This window comes from Pseudoxanthomonas wuyuanensis, assembly GCF_900215535.1.
Taxonomy (GTDB): domain Bacteria; phylum Pseudomonadota; class Gammaproteobacteria; order Xanthomonadales; family Xanthomonadaceae; genus Pseudoxanthomonas_A; species Pseudoxanthomonas_A wuyuanensis.
In genome coordinates this window covers 853376-870247 of the sequence record NZ_OCND01000001.1, presented here as the reverse complement: position 1 = coordinate 870247, position 16872 = coordinate 853376, and the positions used below count along the sequence as shown (strand labels likewise).

Here is a 16872-nt window from a genome sequence, read left to right as displayed (position 1 = left end):
GCATGGTCGTCACTTCCTCAAGGCGCAATGGTGATCGTGGGGCTGGTGACGCTTCGCGTCTGCGTACTGCTGGCGGTCACCGTGGTCGTGCCTGGCGCAACGCCCGTCAAACTGGCTGTGGCCGAATGGCGGCTACCCGCAGCGATGGTGGTGCTTGTCGAGACGGTAGCCACTCCTGGCGCGCTGCTGGTCAGGTTGATCACCAAGTTGGAGACGACGGTTTCGTTGCCCGCGTACACAGCCCCCGGAACGCGTGGATACACGGTGAAGTTATTGCTCTGGCCAACTCTGCCGCTGGTTGACAACCCGCTGAAAACAAGGTCGGCGATCACCGTCGTAACCGGTACGTCAGCCGAGGGCAGGTAGCCTGTCGCTGTGGCATTGATGACCGCGGTTCCAGGATTAACGCCCGCCACACGGAAGTTCACGGAACTGGCGTTCGCCGGAATGGTGACGGTAGTCGGCGCGATGCAGACCGCCTCCGAGCTGCAGGCCAGCGAAACGACCAACGCCTCGGCACCATTGAACGCTTGGCCATTGGCGATGCGTTCGACATAAACCTCATAACTGTAGGAATACATGCCTGCGCCCAAGGTGACGCTCGCTTGATTATTGGCATTGCGGATGCGCAGTTCCGGGGCGCTCACCGTTTGCACCGCCGATGTGACCTCGGCGATGCCTGCCGCGCTGGCGCGGACCTTATAGGTACCCGCTGTCGCTGGGCTACCCACATGGACGTAGCTGCTTCGCCTGTCCCCTGCAGGAATAACGACCTGGCTGATGGTGCTACCACCGGTCAACGCCGCATAAAAGCCATCGACGACATTCGCCGGGGTTGGTTCTGTCAACGACAACTGGAACGGCATGTCCGACACAGCCGTCTCGTTTCCGCTGTAATACGCACCCGGTACGCGGACATAGAGGCGGAAATTGTCCCGCGCACTGCCTGGCGCGCGATTCCCATCCAATGATTCAAACGTCACCGTCGGCGCCACTACCGTAGCCGCCAACTTGGTCGCTGGCGAGATCACTCCCTCTGCCGAAGCATCGATCGTTACCGGTGCTCCATCAGTCAAGTCCACGCCGGTGACGTAAAAGCGCTCCAGATCGGCATTCGCCGGAATGGTGACGGTGGCCGGCACACTGACTTTGCTCGGATCGCTGCTTGTCAAAGTCACCACTAGCGGATCGGCACCGTTGAACGCCTGGCCATTAGCAGTCCGTTGCACATAGACTTCATATAGGTACGACCGCATACCCATACCCACGACCACAGTCGATTGGTTATTGGCATTGCGGATGCGCAGTTCTGGGGCGCTCACCGTCTGCACCGCCGATGTGGCCTCGGTGATGCCTGCGGCGCTGGCCCGGACCTTATAGGAGCCCGCTGTCGTCGGGCTACCCACATGCACGTAGCTGCTTCGGTTGTTCCCGGCAGGAACAACGACCTGACTGATGGTGTTACCACCGGTCAGTGCCGCATAGAAGCCGTCGACGACATTGGCCGGAGCCGCTTCGACCAGCGACAACTGGAACGGCATCTCCGAAGCCACTGTTTCGTTGCCGGAGTAAGCCGCGCCGGGCACACGGACGTAGAGGCGGAAGTTGTCCCGCGCACTGCCCGGCGCACGATTGCCGTCCAGCGATTCGAACGCCACCGTCGGCGCTACGACATTGACCGACAGCTTCGTTGTCGGTGAGGAAACTCCCTCTGCCGACGCATCGATCGTAACCGGAGTGCCATCGGTAAGGCCCACGCCTGTGACGTAGAAATTGACAGAGTCCGAATTCGCCGGAATGGTCACGTTTGCCGGTACGCTGACCTTGCCGGAGTCACTAGAGGTCAAGTTCACTACCAGAGGCTCGGCGCCATTGAATGCCTGGCCATTGGCAATGCGCTGCACGTGCACTTCGTAAAGGTACGAACGCATACCCTTGCCCACCACCGCCGTGAACTGGTTATTGGCATTGCGGATGCGCAGTTCTGGGGCGCTCACCGTCTGCACCGCCGATGTGGCCTCGGTGATGCCTGCGGCGCTGGCCCGGACCTTATAGGAGCCCGCTGTCGTCGGGCTACCCACATGCACGTAGCTGCTTCGGTTGTTCCCGGCAGGAACAACGACCTGACTGATGGTGTTACCACCGGTCAGTGCCGCATAGAAGCCGTCGACGACATTGGCCGGAGCCGCTTCGACCAGCGACAACTGGAACGGCATCTCCGAAGCCACTGTTTCGTTGCCGGAGTAAGCCGCGCCGGGCACACGGACGTAGAGGCGGAAGTTGTCCCGCGCACTGCCCGGCGCACGATTGCCGTCCAGCGATTCGAACGCCACCGTCGGCGCTACGACATTGACCGACAGCTTCGTTGTCGGCGAGGAAACTCCCTCTGCCGACGCATCGACCGTCACTGGGGATCCACTCGTGAGATCGACACCCGTGATAGCGAAGTACCCATAGTAACTGTTAGCCGGAACGATGACTTCAGTTGGAACGAGCAGCTTGCTGGTATCGCTGCTGGTTAGATTGATAGCCAGTCCATTCTGTTGAACAGCCAGGTAATTCACGCCATCAGTCTTGAGATCGACATAGGCTTCGTTCTGATACGAGCGCATGCCCTTACCAGCCGCAGTCGTAGTCTGGTTGTTGGCATTCAACACACGTAGCACTAACTTGCCCGTGACCGTGACGGGTACATTGGCCGTAGCCAGACCCGGAGCGTCAGCCACCAGCGAGGTGCTGCCCTTGACCAGGCCGGTGACGCTCACCTTGATGGCATTGCCGGTGATTTCACCCTCGGCGATGACGATACTGGATGGAGATACCGTAGCGATTGACGGATCGGCGGTGCTCAAAGCGACCGTCACACCGCCCTTGGGCGCGGGGCGCGACAGCGTCAGGGTGTAGGAATGGGTCAACTCTGCCGGCACCGAAACCGACGCCAAGGCGGGGCTTCCAATGCCGATGTTGATCGTTTCGACCACCACAGGGGCCGATCCCGTTTGATAGCCATTTGCCGTGGCGGTGATTGTCGCGTTCCCCGCTGCGATGCCGGACAGTTGGAAGTTGACCACGGTTTCGCCTTCCGGCACGGTCACGCTGGCCGGCACACCCGCTATTGCGGGATGGCTGCTTTGCAGAGAGACCAACAGGCCGCCCGCTGGCGCAGGGTCGGACAACGTCAGCGGCAACGAGCGCGTCAGACCAGGCGCCACTAGCAGGCCTTCTGGCAACAGCACCGACGCTGGGCGCACGGAGATGGTCGAAATGCCACCGATATACTCGGTTGCATTCGCGCTGACCGTGGCCTCGCCCAACGTACCCGTGCTGATCGCTACCGTCGCATTGCGGCTACCGGCAGGAATGGTTACCTCAGCTGGTACGGATACCACCGCTGAATCGGTGCTGGATACCGCCACGACCAGACCGCCCTCGCCCGCTGCCACGCTGGACTGCAGAGCAAGCGCAGTGTTGCGACCTTGGCCAATCGACAGCACGGACGGAGTGAGTGTCAGCGTCGGCGGCTGCACCACGGTGATCGACGATTGCCCACTGATGAAGCCGACCTTACTGGCGGTCAGCGTAGTGACACCCAGCCCGACGGCGCTGACAGGCACCTCCGCTTCCATTTGTCCTGCCGGCACGAGGACATTCGCAGCTACGGTCGCCACGGACGGCACGCTCGATACCAGCGCAACCGTTACGCCGTCAGAGGGCGCAATATAGGGAAGCCTTACCGTGAACGAACGGCTAAAGCCACGGGCCACCGTCGCGCTGGACGGACTCAGGACGATCCTTGCGGCCTCGACCGGGAGGTCCACCGCATTGGAAACCAGGAATTCACCCGGCGCTGCAGGATCTGGTGTCTGCAACGACACCGACAATACTGAAGCGGAAGCAGGTGCGGCGATCGTCGCCACGACTTCGGTAGCGGAGACGAAGCGGGTGGTCACCCCGCTGCCATTGACGCGTGCCTGAGAGGTAGGCAGGAATCCACGGCCCGACACGGTCACCTCGACGTCGCCTTGCCCCGTGAACAGCTTTGCGGGAGTCAGCGTCGTCAACGTGGGCTGTGCTTGCGCCACGGTCAACGTGGCCGAAGCCTTGGCCGGCCCGGCATCGGTCAGAGCCTGGAATGCGGCTGCACCCAGCGGCGCGTCAGCGCTGGCCGTAATATCGAACTGCGCTTCGACCGCGCTGCCACCGGGAACCGCAACCGCGGCAATGCCGGGGTTTTCAAAACTCAAGGTGTTCAGCCCTGTCAGCCGTGTGCCCTGGAACGTGTAGGTAGCGGTTTCGCCCTGCTGGATCTGCGCGGGGGAAATCGAGTTGATGGTCGGTGATGCACCGACCGATACGGTGCCGTTCTGCACGACATAGGGAATTCCGCGTAGTCCCCAGCGGACGGAGCTGGTGATGTCGCCTTCGGGAACGGCGATACCGTTCAAGGTGTTGCCCGTCGCGGCGTTGCCCACGCCACTCGGTGACGCAGCCAGATCCACGCTGACCGCGGCACCCAACTGATTCTCGATACTTACGTGATTGAAAACAGGGGCTGAGCCATGCACCGCTACGCCACGCCCATGCGAGAACACGACATGCTCAAGCAGCGTGTCGGCAGTACCTGCCGTAAAGACCCACTGCCCCCAATCTCCGGGCTGCGGAGACGAGCCGATACGAACACGGTCCGATTGCACATGAATCGGCTCAGCCGCGGTGCCTATAGCCTGCACACGGCCTGCCTGCACTCGCAGGCCCGCATTGGCTTCCATGAAGATCTGCGTGCCGGCGGCAATGTGCAGAGTGGCCCCGCCTTGCACGACGACATCGCCCCGCAGCACGTAAGGACCAGAAGCCGCTTGCCACTGCGTGTCCACCGCAATGGCGCCTTGCACTATCGTCTGCGCGAACGCTTGAGCACTGAAAAAGAGGCAGAAGGCCAGCATCCAGAGCCACCGCAAGCGATCGATAGTCCTCGATGCGCTACGCGAACGTTCTGGAGTGACTGCAACTTCCTGTCTCATAGAGATATCCATCGTAAAGGACATGCTTCGCTACAGGCGGGCTTGTTCCCGCCAGGGCACCGCCAAAGGCAGCGCAGAAAACTTACCTAGTTCACGGCTGTGGCCGATGCGGTCCAGGTGGAATATCGCGATCAGCCGAAGTCTGCCAGGCCACGTAACCACCTTGCAGGTAAGCGACCAAACTCAATCCGTCGCCGTTCAATGATCTGGCGATCTGGGGAGCGATAATTCCACCGTCGTCCACGACCACTACCCACGCGTGCTTTGGGAATGTCGCGCTATGAGTTGCCACCTGATTAGGCAGCAGCGCAAGTGCGTCCGCGAAGGGCTGAACAGCATCAGGCCCCTTCGCATTCCCTCGCACATCCACAATCAGCAGATCGGTTCCATCACGCAGGGCTTGCGCCAAGATCTGAGGAGATAGCGCGATAGGCTCGTTTAGATCGAATGGCTCAGCTAGCGGCAACTTCAAACGGTTCCATTCAACCGGAGTGCCCATCAGACGCTGGCTGGACTGCGAAGCTCGCTCACTGCGGTTGCGCAGCGCAGCGGCGCGCGCATGGCCTGAGGCAGGAGTGGATGAGTAATAGATGATGCGAGCTTCCGCGGGTAATGCCACAGGCTCTCGCTGGCGATCAACGTCGACCAACTGGAATGGCGCGCCGCTTCTCAGCAGCTCAGCAACCCCTTCTGGAGTGATGTCCAAAGGCAATGCCGACCTATCGCTCGGATCGCCCGTACTTCCAGGCTCCTGGGCAGCGGCAGCCCACGGATACAGCATCAAAGAAGTAGCCCAGCCAAAGAGCAAGGCAACGCTTAGCCCGGCGCCTCTTGCGCCGGCTTCATGAATTCCCACAGTCGAACCCCTGTAAATCCGTTTATCGACGATGGCAGGAGCACCGATGATCCCCATCGCTCCTGCACCGGACAAGATTAAACATCAACCTGATTGCATTTCAAGAGCAAATGGCAAGTAAACGTATTTACTTGTGCAGATGGATTCGACAATGCAGCGGAAAGCGTTCTCCTTCCTGGCAATGGGTGTCGACGTAGGGGAAATCCCTACAGGTTCTCTCCGTCATGGCACGGAGAAGATTTCGTCAACTTGCGACGAGCACGGAGAAGCAGCCTGTTGATGCTGACCTGCCTCAAGTTCCCGAACACCATCTGGTTTCGGTAAGGCCATGTAGCGCATCGACTCCTACTGCAGGACCGCTGTGATGGAACAGGTCCTCGTCCTCGGCTCGCCGTCGAATGCGCAGCACCTGCTCCAGCGTATCAACTTCCGCCTCATGCCTTCCAACCCTCCGGAGGCGCGCGGACGCCGATTGCAACGCAACGTGCACTAGCACCGTCCAAGTGTTGAGTCGCTCTCCCACAAAGCGGGTTGACGCGACGAGCGCCTCCAACGAGTGGCGTCGCAGGCCAGAGCGCTCACACTCAAGACCGAAGCAGCCCTCCCTACCCACGATAACGGCCCCTAATCGACGCGCTACTCAAAACCGGGGGGACGCCAACGCCTACATGTCGCGCTCGGGATTCGACGATAGGCACCTCGCCGATGGAGTACGTGACGCGCTGGCGCATGCTGCTGGCGGGAGACAGGCTGGAGAACACCAGCGATTCCGTTTCCGCCATCTCCCTGTCGCTCGGCTACGAGTCCGAAAGCGCGTTCAGCACGGCGTTCAAGCGGGTCATGGGTACTTCACCGCGGCAGTATGCCCGGCGTCCGACACCCGCTCCGGATGGCCGGGCTGCCAGTCTCAATGGATCCAGCCAAGCTCAGCCGGATGCTTTCGCTGGTCAGGGATAGTCTCGGCCCTGCGTCGCTTCACGAATGACCGCAATGAATGCCTTCAACGGCGCAGGCACGTGGCGATAGCTGGCGTAGTAGAGGCACAGACCCGGTGACGCCGGGGTCCAGTCTTCCAGCAGCAGGACCAGCGCGCCGCTATCCAGGGCTGGCCGAGCGAAGGATTCCGGGACGAAGGCGACGCCCAAACCATCGGTAGCCGCCTCGACCATCAGGTCGTTGTCGTCCAGGCTCAGCATGCCGGGGACATCCAGTGCGAGTTGCTGTGTGCCCTTCTCGAACTCCCATCGATAGCGCTTGCCGCTGGGGAGCCGTTGGCGAATGCAGCGATGGGACATCAGGTCGGCCGGCGTCGCGGGCGCTCCGAACGCCTCGACGTAGTCCGGCGCAGCCACCGCAACGAAACGGATGTCGCCGCCGAAGGGCACGGACACCATGTCCTTCGGTACCGACTCGGCCAGGCGCACGCCGGCATCGAAGCCTTCGCCCACGATGTCCACCAGTTGCCCTTCGGCGACCAGGTCCAGCACCACGCGCGGATGACGCTGCTGGAATATCGGCACGACGTGCCTGAGCAACCAGCGCGCGCCGCCCCTGTTGGCGTTGATGCGCAGTGTGCCGACCAGTTCGTCCTGGCCATGGCTGACCGCATCCAGTAGGTCGTCCAGTTCCCGCAGCAAGGGGACCAGACGCTGCAGCAGTTGCTCGCCGTCCTCCGTCACCGCAACGCTGCGGGTGGTCCGATGCAGAAGGCGGACGCCGAGTTGGCGCTCGAGCCCCTTCAAGGCATGGCTGAGGGACGACCGCGATACGCCAAGCGCGTCGGCGGCCTTCTGGAAGCCGCGGTGTCGCGCCACGTGGGCGAATGCTTTCAGATCGGAGAGGCTGACGTCCGTCATTGGTGAATGCCTTTCACCAGCTTGTTCGTATTGGTGCGACTTATCATACGCCGCCCGGGCCCCTACCTTGTATGCATACCCCACAGGAGGCACCCGATGAAGACATGGTTGATCACAGGCGCGTCGTCCGGCCTTGGGCTGGTCATGACCACGAAGCTGCTGGCGCGGGGCGACCGGGTGGTCGCATGCGGGCGGCGTGCGACGCCGTTCGAGGCGCTCCAGCAAACGGTGGGCAACAGGCTGCGCGTGGCGCGCTTCGACCTCACCGATACGGCCGCACTGCGGCAGGAAGTGGATGCCGCCTTCGCTGCCTTCGGCCGGATCGATACGGTGGTCAGCAACGCCGGTTACGGACTGTTTGGCGCCGCAGAGGAGGTCGCCGATGCGCAGATTGAGCGTCAGATCGCCACCAATCTGACCGCATCGATCCAACTGGTGCGCGCCGTGCTGCCCCATCTGCGCGCGCAGGGTGGCGGCCGGATCGTGCAGGTCTCGTCCGAAGGCGGACAGATGGCCTATCCCAATTTCAGTCTCTACCATGCGACCAAGTGGGGCATCGAGGGCTTTTTAGATGCGGTCGCCCAGGAGGTGGCGCTATTCGGCATCGACATCGTAATCGCCGAGCCGGGGGCGACCGCGACCGGGTTCGCCCGTGGTCTGGATCACGCGGCCCCGATGGAGGTCTACGACGCGACGCCGGCCGGCGATGTGCGCCGCGCCGTATCCAGCGGCGCGTTCGAGATCAAGGGCGACGCCGACCGCACAGTCGATGCGATGATCCAGGTGGCGGATTCAGCGCAGCCGCGGCGCCGGATCGCGCTGGGCAGCACGGCGTTCGAGAACATCCATCGCGCATTGACCGCCCGTCTGGACGATCTGGTGGCGCAGAAGTCGCTGACGCTGACGGCGGACAGGGTATGAAGTGGTCGCTCGCGCTTCTGCTTGCGGCTTCCATCGTCGTCCGGGCCAGCGAGCCTGTGCCCTCCCCTGCCGCACCCAACCAGGTTGCCGGCACGTGGCGCATGGTTGCTGCCACATTGGAGACCGATGGCGAGACCCAGCGACCTTATGGCGAGAATCCCCAGGGCATGCTGGTCTTCACTACCGACATGCACTTCGTCGAGGTACTGACCGATGGCGACACCCCACGCTTCGGGTCGGACGCGCGGGGCGGTGGCACCGACGATGAGAACAAGCGTGCCATGGCGTCCAGCATCGGGTTCTTCGGTACGTACACGGTGGACGAGCACGGTCGCTTCGCCGGCAACCGCGTCGAGGGCGCCACGTTTCCCAACTGGGTGGGCGCCGTTCGGACTAGGCGGGAACTGCAGCTGACGGTCGAGGGTGATCGGATGTACGAAACGTTCACCCGCCCGGACGGAGGACGGGTGAGCGCGGAGTTCGTGCGGGTCCGTTAGTGCGCAATGGGCGCCGGGGAGGATCTACGGAAAGGCGTTCCCCGACGGGACGACCGACCATCCGGTTACCCTGTCGGCGCTCCGGCGGTCGTACGCAATCTCCAGGCATCCTTGGCTGGAGGCATGCCAAACATGCGGGCATAGTCGCGGCTGAATTGCGAGGGGCTTTCGTAGCCGACGCGATATCCAGCGCCTGCTGCATCCATGGCCTCGGCAACCATGAGCCTGCGCGCTTCCTGCAGCCGCAACTGGCTGCGGAATTCCAGCGGGCTCATCGACGTGACCGCCTTGAAATGCGCATGGAACGTGGAACGGCTCATGCCGGCGATATCGGCGATTTCATCGATCCGGCATGTTTCGCTGTAGTGCTCCCTTAGCCAGGCGATGGCCCTGGCGATTTGGTTCAGGCGGCTGTCCGCTGTCGCCATTTGCCGGACGATGCCGTTGCCGGGGCCGGTCAGAAGACGGTACAGAATCTCCCGAACTACCAGCGGGGCCAGCGCTTCGATGTCACGCGGCCTGTCGAGCAGTGCCGCAAGCCGTACCGCCGCGTCCAGCAGTTCGGGCGTCGTGGCGTTGAGGGCAAGGCCGGCGGATGGTGCACCGTCATTCTCGCTCGGAGCGGGATGACGCAGGGCAAGCTCACTCAGTTCGGTCATGTCCAGATCGAGCATCAGGCACAAATAGGGAGCCGACGCACTGGCCTCGATGACCGATCCCGTGACCGGCAGATCGACCGATGCGATCAGGTACCTGGCCGGGTCGTACACATAGGCGGTCGTTCCCAGCATCACCCGCTTGCGGCCCTGCGCGACAAGACACAGCGTCGGCTCGTACACCACCGGCATCGGCATAGTGGGTGTGCCCGAGCGGATCAGGCTGACGCCTGGAATCGGTGTGCCGTGTATGCCGTCGTCCCGGACGTGACGACCCACGATATCGACGAGCCTTGTCAGAGAACCCATGCGTCACTCTATGAACAGGTCGGTGTGCAGGCGACTGGAAAGCCGTCCGTTCGGATGATCGCACAAGAATTCCGGACGATCCTGCTATGCCCGTCCTGCGCTGCGGCGGCAAACTTCTGCCTTACAGATTCACGTATCTGCTCTGGCTGGAGTTCATGATGCCCCACCCCGTTGTGCCCGAACAACACCGCCTGCCCGGACGATCAGGCATGCGCGCCTCGCCACCATGACCTTCGGCTCCGACCGGGGCTGGGGCGCGGATGACGCGGAGGCGCGCCGTCGTTGCGCCCGTCACCGGCGTGCGTGACGGCCACGACTGGGCTCCATCGCGTACGCCGAGCCATGTTTTCCGACCTTTTGGATACATCTTGGGAGCAAACGATATGACGATGCCAAGACGCTTCACCGTGGTGGTGACGCTGGCGTTCGCTACGCTGATCAGCGGACTGGCGCTTGCGCAGAATCGCGATTCGACCATCGAACGCAATCGCCAGTTCATTGCACAAGCCTTCGAGAAGTGGGCTGCTGGCAGCGGGACATTCTTCCAGGACGTGCTGGCGCCGGACGTTGTCTGGACCATCAAAGGAACGAGCCCGGCGGCCGGGAGCTACAGGGGTCGCGATGCGTTCATGGAGCAGGCAGTAGCGCCATTCGCGGCACGCCTTTCCTCACCCGTCCGGCCGACGGTGAAGGACATCTGGGCCGACGGCAACGACGTCATCGTGCACTGGGACGGTGCCGCAACCGCCGCCGACGGAGCGCCCTACAGCAACAGCTACGTGTGGATCTTCCGAATGGCGAATCTTCGCGCAACCGAAGTCACCGCCTTTCTCGACCTGGTGCCCTACGACGATGTCATCAGGCGGATTCCGATCGACCAGCAAGGAGATACTCAAATGAACCAGCACCCCTACGTCGGGATGTGGGTGACCGATGACGGGCGCATCCGTCATGAGCTTCTTCTCAACGGCCGCTATGACGAGGCGCGCGGCACCCGGGAAAGCGCCTATCAAGGTCGCTACGAGGTGAAGGGCAATCACATCGACTATTGGGACGACACTGGGTTCACCGCCGACGGCGTGTTCGTTGACGAAAACACCCTCCACCACGGCGGGATGATCTTCCGCCGTCGATAGCCGCCACTTCTTGCCCTGTATGCCAAGCGCCCGCCGCAAGACTCGCCGTCATGCCGGTTGTGTTGGGGACGATGCGCTTCGCGCCGGAGGTTGAACCGGGCGATCTGTCACAGCATTCGGTCTTGGTACACAGTCAAAGCCCGGATTTCAGGCTGTCGAAGGCGTCCCGCAGGAACTTGGCCGCCGACTTCCGCTGGCCGGTCTGTTCCCTCCATGCCTGAAGCGCGACTCTCATCGCACCGATGGACACCATGGCCACCATCCGCAGCGCCCGACGGCGCTCAGGCTGCCGCCAGACCTCGCACATCGCGTTGAAGAGCGCCTGCTCCTGTCTTGCGTAGAACGTCTGCTTGCGCGCAAGCAGCGATTCGCTCGACAGCATGAGATCGTCGATGGCTTTCATCTGCTCGGTCGTATGGCGCGCGATGCGCTTCACCATCACATCGCGAACGGCATCGAGCGGCGGTACGTCGGGCGATGTCTTCAGCAGGTCGGCGATCATCATGGCCGAATCCGCGTCTAGCCCGAACAAGATGATGTCGTCCTTCGACTTGAAGTACGAGAAGAAGGTGCGGCGCGAGATGCCGGCCTCCGCCGCGATGGCGTCCAGCGTCGTGCCCTCGTAGCCCTTGGCGAGGAACAAGCGCAGCGCGGTTTCGGCGATGCGCTGACGTGTTTCGCGGCGCTTGCGTTCCCGCAAGCCTTCTGCGGGCGCAGTGCCCGCTGGGGGGAGGATTTCCGACATTCGAGTGCCTGGCGTATGTATCGCTTAAAGAATCTTTAATTTGCACTCGGTACGTTAAATAAAGCACTCGGTGCATCTATTTATGCATCCAGCTTACCCTCCCGTCCCTTGCAAGGCAAAGACCATGGCCAACTGGACAGCTTCTGGCATTCTCTCCCGACGCGGCCGCACCACGGTCGTCAGTACCGCGACCTCGGATTCCAAGGCGCGTCCGATGTTTTCCCGGTCGCGAACCTGTCTCGCCGCCTTGGCTGCGTTGCTCCTCTCCGCGTGCGCCGCGGGCGGCTCGATTGCGCAGGGCCAGCCGAAGCCGGATTGGAACCTGGCCGACATGCCTTCCCAGGATGGACGCATCTTCCTGGTCACCGGCGGAACCAGCGGCATCGGCTACGAAAGCGCCAAGGCCCTGGCGGCCGCGGGTGCGCAGGTCGTGATCGCGGCACGCAATCCGGAGCGAGGCGAAGAAGCGATCGCGAGCATCCGGCAGGAAACACCCGATGCGCGCGTGCAGTTCGAAGCGCTGGACTTGGCCGACCTGGCTTCAGTTCACGCGTTGGCTGAACGTCTCAACGCGGCGCTGCCCCGTCTCGACGGCCTGATCAACAACGCGGGAATCATGGAACCGCCGGATCGCGGCACGTCGAAGGACGGTTTTGAGATGCAATTCGCCGTCAACCACCTGGGCCACTTTGCCCTGACCGCGGACTTGCTGCCGTTGTTGCAGAAGGCCGATGCGCCACGCGTCGTCACCTTGTCCAGCATCGCCGCCGCACGAAGAGGGGCGGCGATCAACTTCCCTGATCTGCAGTTCGAGCAAGCCTACGATCCGTCTGCGGCCTACGATCAATCGAAGTTGGCCTGCCTGATGTTCGCCCTCGAACTGCAACGGCGCAGTGATGCGGCCGGCTGGGGCCTCAAGAGCATCGCGTCCCATCCGGGGCTCTCACGCACCAACCTGCTGCCTTCGCAAGGCCGAAGCACCCTGCTGTGGCGCTTCTTCCAGACGGCCGCACAGGGCGCAGTGCCGACGCTGTACGCCGCCACCGCGCAGGAAGCGCAAGGCGGCGCCTACTACGGGCCGACCGGCTTGATGGAAGCGCGTGGCTCGCTCGGCCTCGCCAGGGTGCCCGCCGCCGCAACGGATGCCCAGGCAGCCGCCCGCCTGTGGGCCGTCAGCGAACAACTCAGCGGCACGCGCTACCCGTCGCGCATTGCCGACTGAATGCCAGCACGCGCTTGTACAACGCATTCCTAACCAGGCCCCCTCTCCATGAGTAGAACCGCGATACCGGCGCCGCGTCGCCCACGCCTGCTGCAGGCCTTGTTCAACCTCCGCCGCGAGGAAATCGTACCGGTACTGATCGCCGCGCTGTTCTTCTTCTGCGTGCTGACTGCGCTGATGCTGTTGCGACCTGCACGTGACGCGCTGGGCATGGAACGCGGTATCGAGAGCATCCGTTGGCTGTTCATCGGCACCGCGGTGGTGACGCTGGCGGTGAACCCGCTGTTCGGTTGGCTGGTCAGCCGCCTGCGGCGGCTGCAGTTCATCGGTGCGACCTACGGATTCTTTGTGCTGAGCCTGGTCGGCTTCTGGGCGTTGCTGATGTTCGCGCCCGACGCTGTGGGCCAGCGCAGCGGCCAGGTGTTCTTTGTCTGGTTCAGCGTGTTCAACCTGTTCGTGACCATGGTGTTCTGGGCGTTGTTGGCCGACCGCTTCACCAGCGACCAGGGCAAACGCTTCTTCGCCCTGATCTCGGTGGGCGGCACGCTCGGTGCGATCTTCGGCCCCTGGCTCACCTCGCAACTGGCCCAGCCCTTGGGCACGCCCAGCCTGCTGCTGGTCGCTGGCGGCTTCCTGCTGCTGGCCCTTGCCATGGCCTGGCTGCTGGTTCACGTGGCGCCGGATCGGGTGGGCACCGGTGCGCCGGCCGCCACGACCGCGACGGCCGGTTTTGCGAGCGAGGCCGAGCGCATCGGCGGCAGCGCGTGGGCGGGCCTGCGTGCGGTGTTCCGGTCGCGCTATCTGACCGGCATCGCCGGCTACATCCTGCTGATGACCGTGGTAGCGACGCTGGTCTACTTCACCCGCCTGCAGATGGTCGCGGCGGTCGCCGACGACACCGACGCGCGCGCGGCGATCTTCGGCAACATCGACATGTGGACGCAGGTCGCGGTGCTGGTCCTGCAGCTCACCCTGACCGGAAAGATCATCAAGCGCTTCGGCCTGGGCGTGGCATTGGCGATCCTGCCGGTGGCCACCGCGCTCGGCTTCATCGGCCTGGCGGTCTACGGTTCGTTTGTGGTGCTGATCCTGCTTGAAGCCGTCAACCGCGCCGTGCAGCGCGGCATCACCCGGCCGGCGCGCGAGGCGCTGTTCACCGTGGTCAGCCGTGAGGAGAAGTACAAGGCCAAGGCCTTTGTCGACACGTTCATGTACCGCACCGGCGATGTCATCGGTGCGCAGACCGAAGGCGCACTCGGAAGGTTGGGGCTTGCCATGGGCGGACTGGTCAGCATGGTGGTACCGCTGGCACTTGTGTGGGCCGCGCTGGGCATCTGGCTGGGACGCGCGCAGGCACGGCGCGTGGTGCTTCCTCCGGCGCCGACGATCGCCACGCCTGAAATCTCTGACGGCGCACACGACAGTCCTGGCCCATCGGCGGCGTCCGTGGCGGCATTCCCCGCGCGTCCGACGCGACCTGGCCCGCCTGAACTCCAAAAGTAGAAATTCCAATCCCTGTTACTGGAGCCATTGAATGAACATGACCGCACGAACGCTCGCAAAGCTCGCTCTTCTTGCTCTTCCTGCCACTGCGTTGGGCCAGGAATCTTCTGCGCCATCGGGAAAATGGTCAGTCGGCGTCGGTGCTGCTGTCATCGACAGCCCCTATGCCGGCGAAGAATCGCGCGTCCGGCCGTTCCCTCTGATCAGCTACGAGGGAGAGCGTGTGTTCCTGCGTGGGATCTCCGGTGGTGTGCACCTGTATGAATCGGGCGGATTTACGTTCGATGCGATTTTGTCCGCACGCCTATATGGGTTCGATATCTCGGACCTCGGGCACGCTGAGCTCGTGGCCAACGGCGTGGACCCCAGCCTGTTGAGCGATCGCGATGACGGTATGGATGCCGGCTTTCGAGCGACCTTCGCCTCGACATGGGGTGCGATCTCGCTTGAGGGTGTTCATGACATTTCAGATGCCAGTGGCGGTTACGAGATTTCCCTCGACTATCGGTACACGTGGCTGTTCGACCGGACCGCGCTCACGGCCAACGCGGGGGCAAGCTGGATGTCCTCGGATCTCGCGGGCTACTACTTCGGAATACTGGACGAAGAGATCGCGAGAGGGGTCGCAGGGTACTCCCCTGGATCTGCTGTTATCCCGCGTATAGGTCTGACGCTGATGCATCCGATCGGAGCATCGAAGTGGCAGCTTCTCGGGTCGGTTGAGTACCAGTTGCTGCCGAGCGAGCTCAGCGACAGCCCGCTGCTGGAGCCTGACCGCGACGGGTTTGGGCGTGTGGTGCTGGGACTAAGCCGGCGCTTCTGATCCCTTCAAGGGCGTTGGTTTCGGTGCCTGCAACCGCACCAATCCTTCGCAGAAACCTCCGCCCTTGCCTACGGCCGTGCTTCGAACCTGACCGAGAGTTTCCCGTTGCCATGGCCGCGCGAACCCTGCGCGCTCAAGCGTCGCTGTACTGCAGGCATGGACCACTCAACCGCGTTACCAAGTGCCGGGACTGATCAGACGCTTCTGATCCCTTGATGCACATCTCCAACCAACCGTGAGGACAGAAAGATGATCAACACACTGCGAATAAACAACACGCGCGCGACGCGTTCCGGATGGCGCAGCCGCCTTGCCGCCTTTGGCCTGCTGTTGGGCTGCTCATTTGCCGTGGGCAGCGTGCTGGCGCAGAGCCCGCCCAAGCCTGATTGGAGCCTGGCCGACATGCCCTCCCAGAAGGGGCGAATCTTCCTGGTCACCGGCGGAACCAGCGGCATGGGGTTCGAGGATGCCAAGGCGCTGGCTGCCGCGGGCGCGAAGGTGGTAATCGCAGCGCGCAACCCACAGCGGGGTCAGGAATCGGTCGACCGCATCAAACAGGAAGTACCCGACGCGCAGGTACAGTTCGAAGCCTTCGACCTGGCCAATCTGTCCTCGGTTCGTGCGCTGGGCCAACGTCTCAGGACCACGCTGCCCCGGCTCGATGGATTGATCAACAATGCGGCGATCATGGCGCCTGCCGAACGTGGCACGTCCGCGGACGGCTTTGAGATGCAATTCGCCACGAACTACGCCGGGCACTTCGTTCTGACTGCCGAGCTGTTGCCACTGCTGCGCAAGAGCGATTCTCCCCGCGTCGTCACCCTGTCCAGCATCGCCATTCACCGGGGGGGCAGGATCAACTTCGACGACCTGCAGTTCACGCAGGCTTACGAGCCGATGACCGTCTATGCCCAGTCCAAGCTGGCGTGCCTGATGTTCGCATTCGAACTGCAGCGGCGCAGCGATGCCGCGGGCTGGGGCATCCAGAGCATGGCCGCCCATCCCGGCGTCTCGGTGACCGAGCTGGTTGCGCGCGGACCCGGTCTGGAGAGCGAACAGGGACGTCAGTGGTCCGCCATGCGCGAGCACTTGCAGACTGCGGCCCAGGGGGCCGTGCCCACACTGTACGCCGCCACTGCACCGGAGGCACAAGGCGGGATCTACTACGGCCCGACTGGCCCGAACGAGATCGCAGGGCCGCTTGGCCTGGCGACCGTTCCCCCGCCTGCCAGCGATGCTGCGGCTGCCGCCCGCCTGTGGACGATCACCGAAGAGATCACCGGCACGCGTTTCCCCGCGCGCGGCCGTTGATCGCATCGTCACCGAA

At 63.1% G+C, this 16872-nt stretch carries 12 protein-coding genes and 2 pseudogenes; 9 read left to right on the top strand and 5 right to left on the bottom strand.

The genetic code is table 11. The features are described 5' to 3' along the window. Nucleotides 1-17: 17 nt before the first annotated feature. Both CRO39_RS03700 and CRO39_RS20405 read right to left on the bottom strand, forming a co-directional pair. Nucleotides 18-4943: a beta strand repeat-containing protein gene (locus tag CRO39_RS03700; protein WP_097120487.1), complete on the bottom strand. Its 4926-nt coding sequence runs from the start codon at nt 4941-4943 to the stop codon at nt 18-20. Nucleotides 4944-5112: 169 nt separating this feature from the next. Then, nucleotides 5113-5934 carry a rhodanese-like domain-containing protein gene (locus CRO39_RS20405; RefSeq protein WP_141400702.1) on the bottom strand — a complete coding sequence of 274 codons (822 nt, stop codon included), beginning with the start codon at nt 5932-5934 and terminating at the stop codon, nt 5113-5115. 570 nt (nt 5935-6504) lie between these two features. Here CRO39_RS20405 and CRO39_RS03695 point away from each other — a divergent pair. Then, nucleotides 6505-6834 (top strand): helix-turn-helix domain-containing protein, encoded by a 330-nt coding sequence (locus CRO39_RS03695; protein WP_342351730.1) that lies wholly within the window; start codon nt 6505-6507, stop codon nt 6832-6834. On the opposite strand, the gene CRO39_RS03690 is transcribed toward CRO39_RS03695, so the two are convergent. Continuing rightward, a complete protein-coding gene (locus CRO39_RS03690) occupies nt 6825-7733 on the bottom strand; it encodes a LysR family transcriptional regulator (protein WP_097120486.1) in 909 nt (302 codons plus the stop codon). The two genes, CRO39_RS03695 and CRO39_RS03690, sit on opposite strands and share 10 nt — an antisense overlap. Before the next feature lie 96 nt (nt 7734-7829). On the opposite strand from CRO39_RS03690, the gene CRO39_RS03685 reads away from it, so the two are divergent. Beyond that, nucleotides 7830-8654, top strand: a complete 825-nt coding sequence (locus tag CRO39_RS03685; protein ID WP_097120485.1) for an SDR family oxidoreductase — start codon at nt 7830-7832, stop codon at nt 8652-8654. Continuing rightward, on the top strand, nt 8651-9151 hold the full coding sequence (locus tag CRO39_RS03680) for a lipocalin-like domain-containing protein (RefSeq protein ID WP_097120484.1): 501 nt from the start codon (nt 8651-8653) through the stop codon (nt 9149-9151). Before CRO39_RS03685 ends, CRO39_RS03680 begins: the two co-directional genes overlap by 4 nt. Nucleotides 9152-9216: 65 nt before the next feature. Here CRO39_RS03680 and CRO39_RS03675 read toward each other — a convergent pair whose 3' ends face one another. Next, the gene (locus CRO39_RS03675) at nt 9217-10116 is read right to left on the bottom strand and encodes an AraC family transcriptional regulator (RefSeq protein ID WP_097120483.1); all 900 of its coding nucleotides are present in this window, start codon (nt 10114-10116) and stop codon (nt 9217-9219) included. 260 nt (nt 10117-10376) lie between these two features. Between CRO39_RS03675 and CRO39_RS20830 the strand changes: the two are divergent. Both CRO39_RS20830 and CRO39_RS21155 read left to right on the top strand, forming a co-directional pair. Next, nucleotides 10377-10922, top strand: a pseudogene (locus CRO39_RS20830) (nuclear transport factor 2 family protein); the annotation flags it as partial. Nucleotides 10923-10994: 72 nt separating this feature from the next. Beyond that, nucleotides 10995-11252, top strand: a pseudogene (locus CRO39_RS21155) (Atu4866 domain-containing protein); the annotation flags it as partial. Between the two features lie 133 nt (nt 11253-11385). On the opposite strand, the gene CRO39_RS03665 reads toward CRO39_RS21155, so the two are convergent. Then, a complete protein-coding gene (locus CRO39_RS03665) occupies nt 11386-11997 on the bottom strand; it encodes a TetR/AcrR family transcriptional regulator (RefSeq protein ID WP_097120481.1) in 612 nt (203 codons plus the stop codon). 124 nt (nt 11998-12121) lie between these two features. Between CRO39_RS03665 and CRO39_RS03660 the strand changes: the two genes are divergently transcribed. The 4 genes from CRO39_RS03660 (at nt 12122) to CRO39_RS03645 (ending at nt 16856) form a co-directional block, all read left to right on the top strand. Further along, the gene (locus tag CRO39_RS03660; protein WP_238394730.1) at nt 12122-13219 is read left to right on the top strand and encodes an oxidoreductase; all 1098 of its coding nucleotides are present in this window, start codon (nt 12122-12124) and stop codon (nt 13217-13219) included. 48 nt (nt 13220-13267) lie between these two features. Continuing rightward, entirely contained in the window at nt 13268-14722 is a 1455-nt protein-coding gene (locus CRO39_RS03655) for an NTP/NDP exchange transporter (RefSeq protein WP_097120479.1), read from the top strand. A 31-nt stretch (nt 14723-14753) separates the two neighbouring features. After that, entirely contained in the window at nt 14754-15545 is a 792-nt protein-coding gene (locus tag CRO39_RS03650) for a MipA/OmpV family protein (protein ID WP_202926353.1), read from the top strand. A gap of 249 nt (nt 15546-15794) precedes the next feature. Then, nucleotides 15795-16856 (top strand): SDR family oxidoreductase, encoded by a 1062-nt coding sequence (locus CRO39_RS03645; RefSeq protein ID WP_097120478.1) that lies wholly within the window; start codon nt 15795-15797, stop codon nt 16854-16856. Nucleotides 16857-16872: the final 16 nt, after the last annotated feature.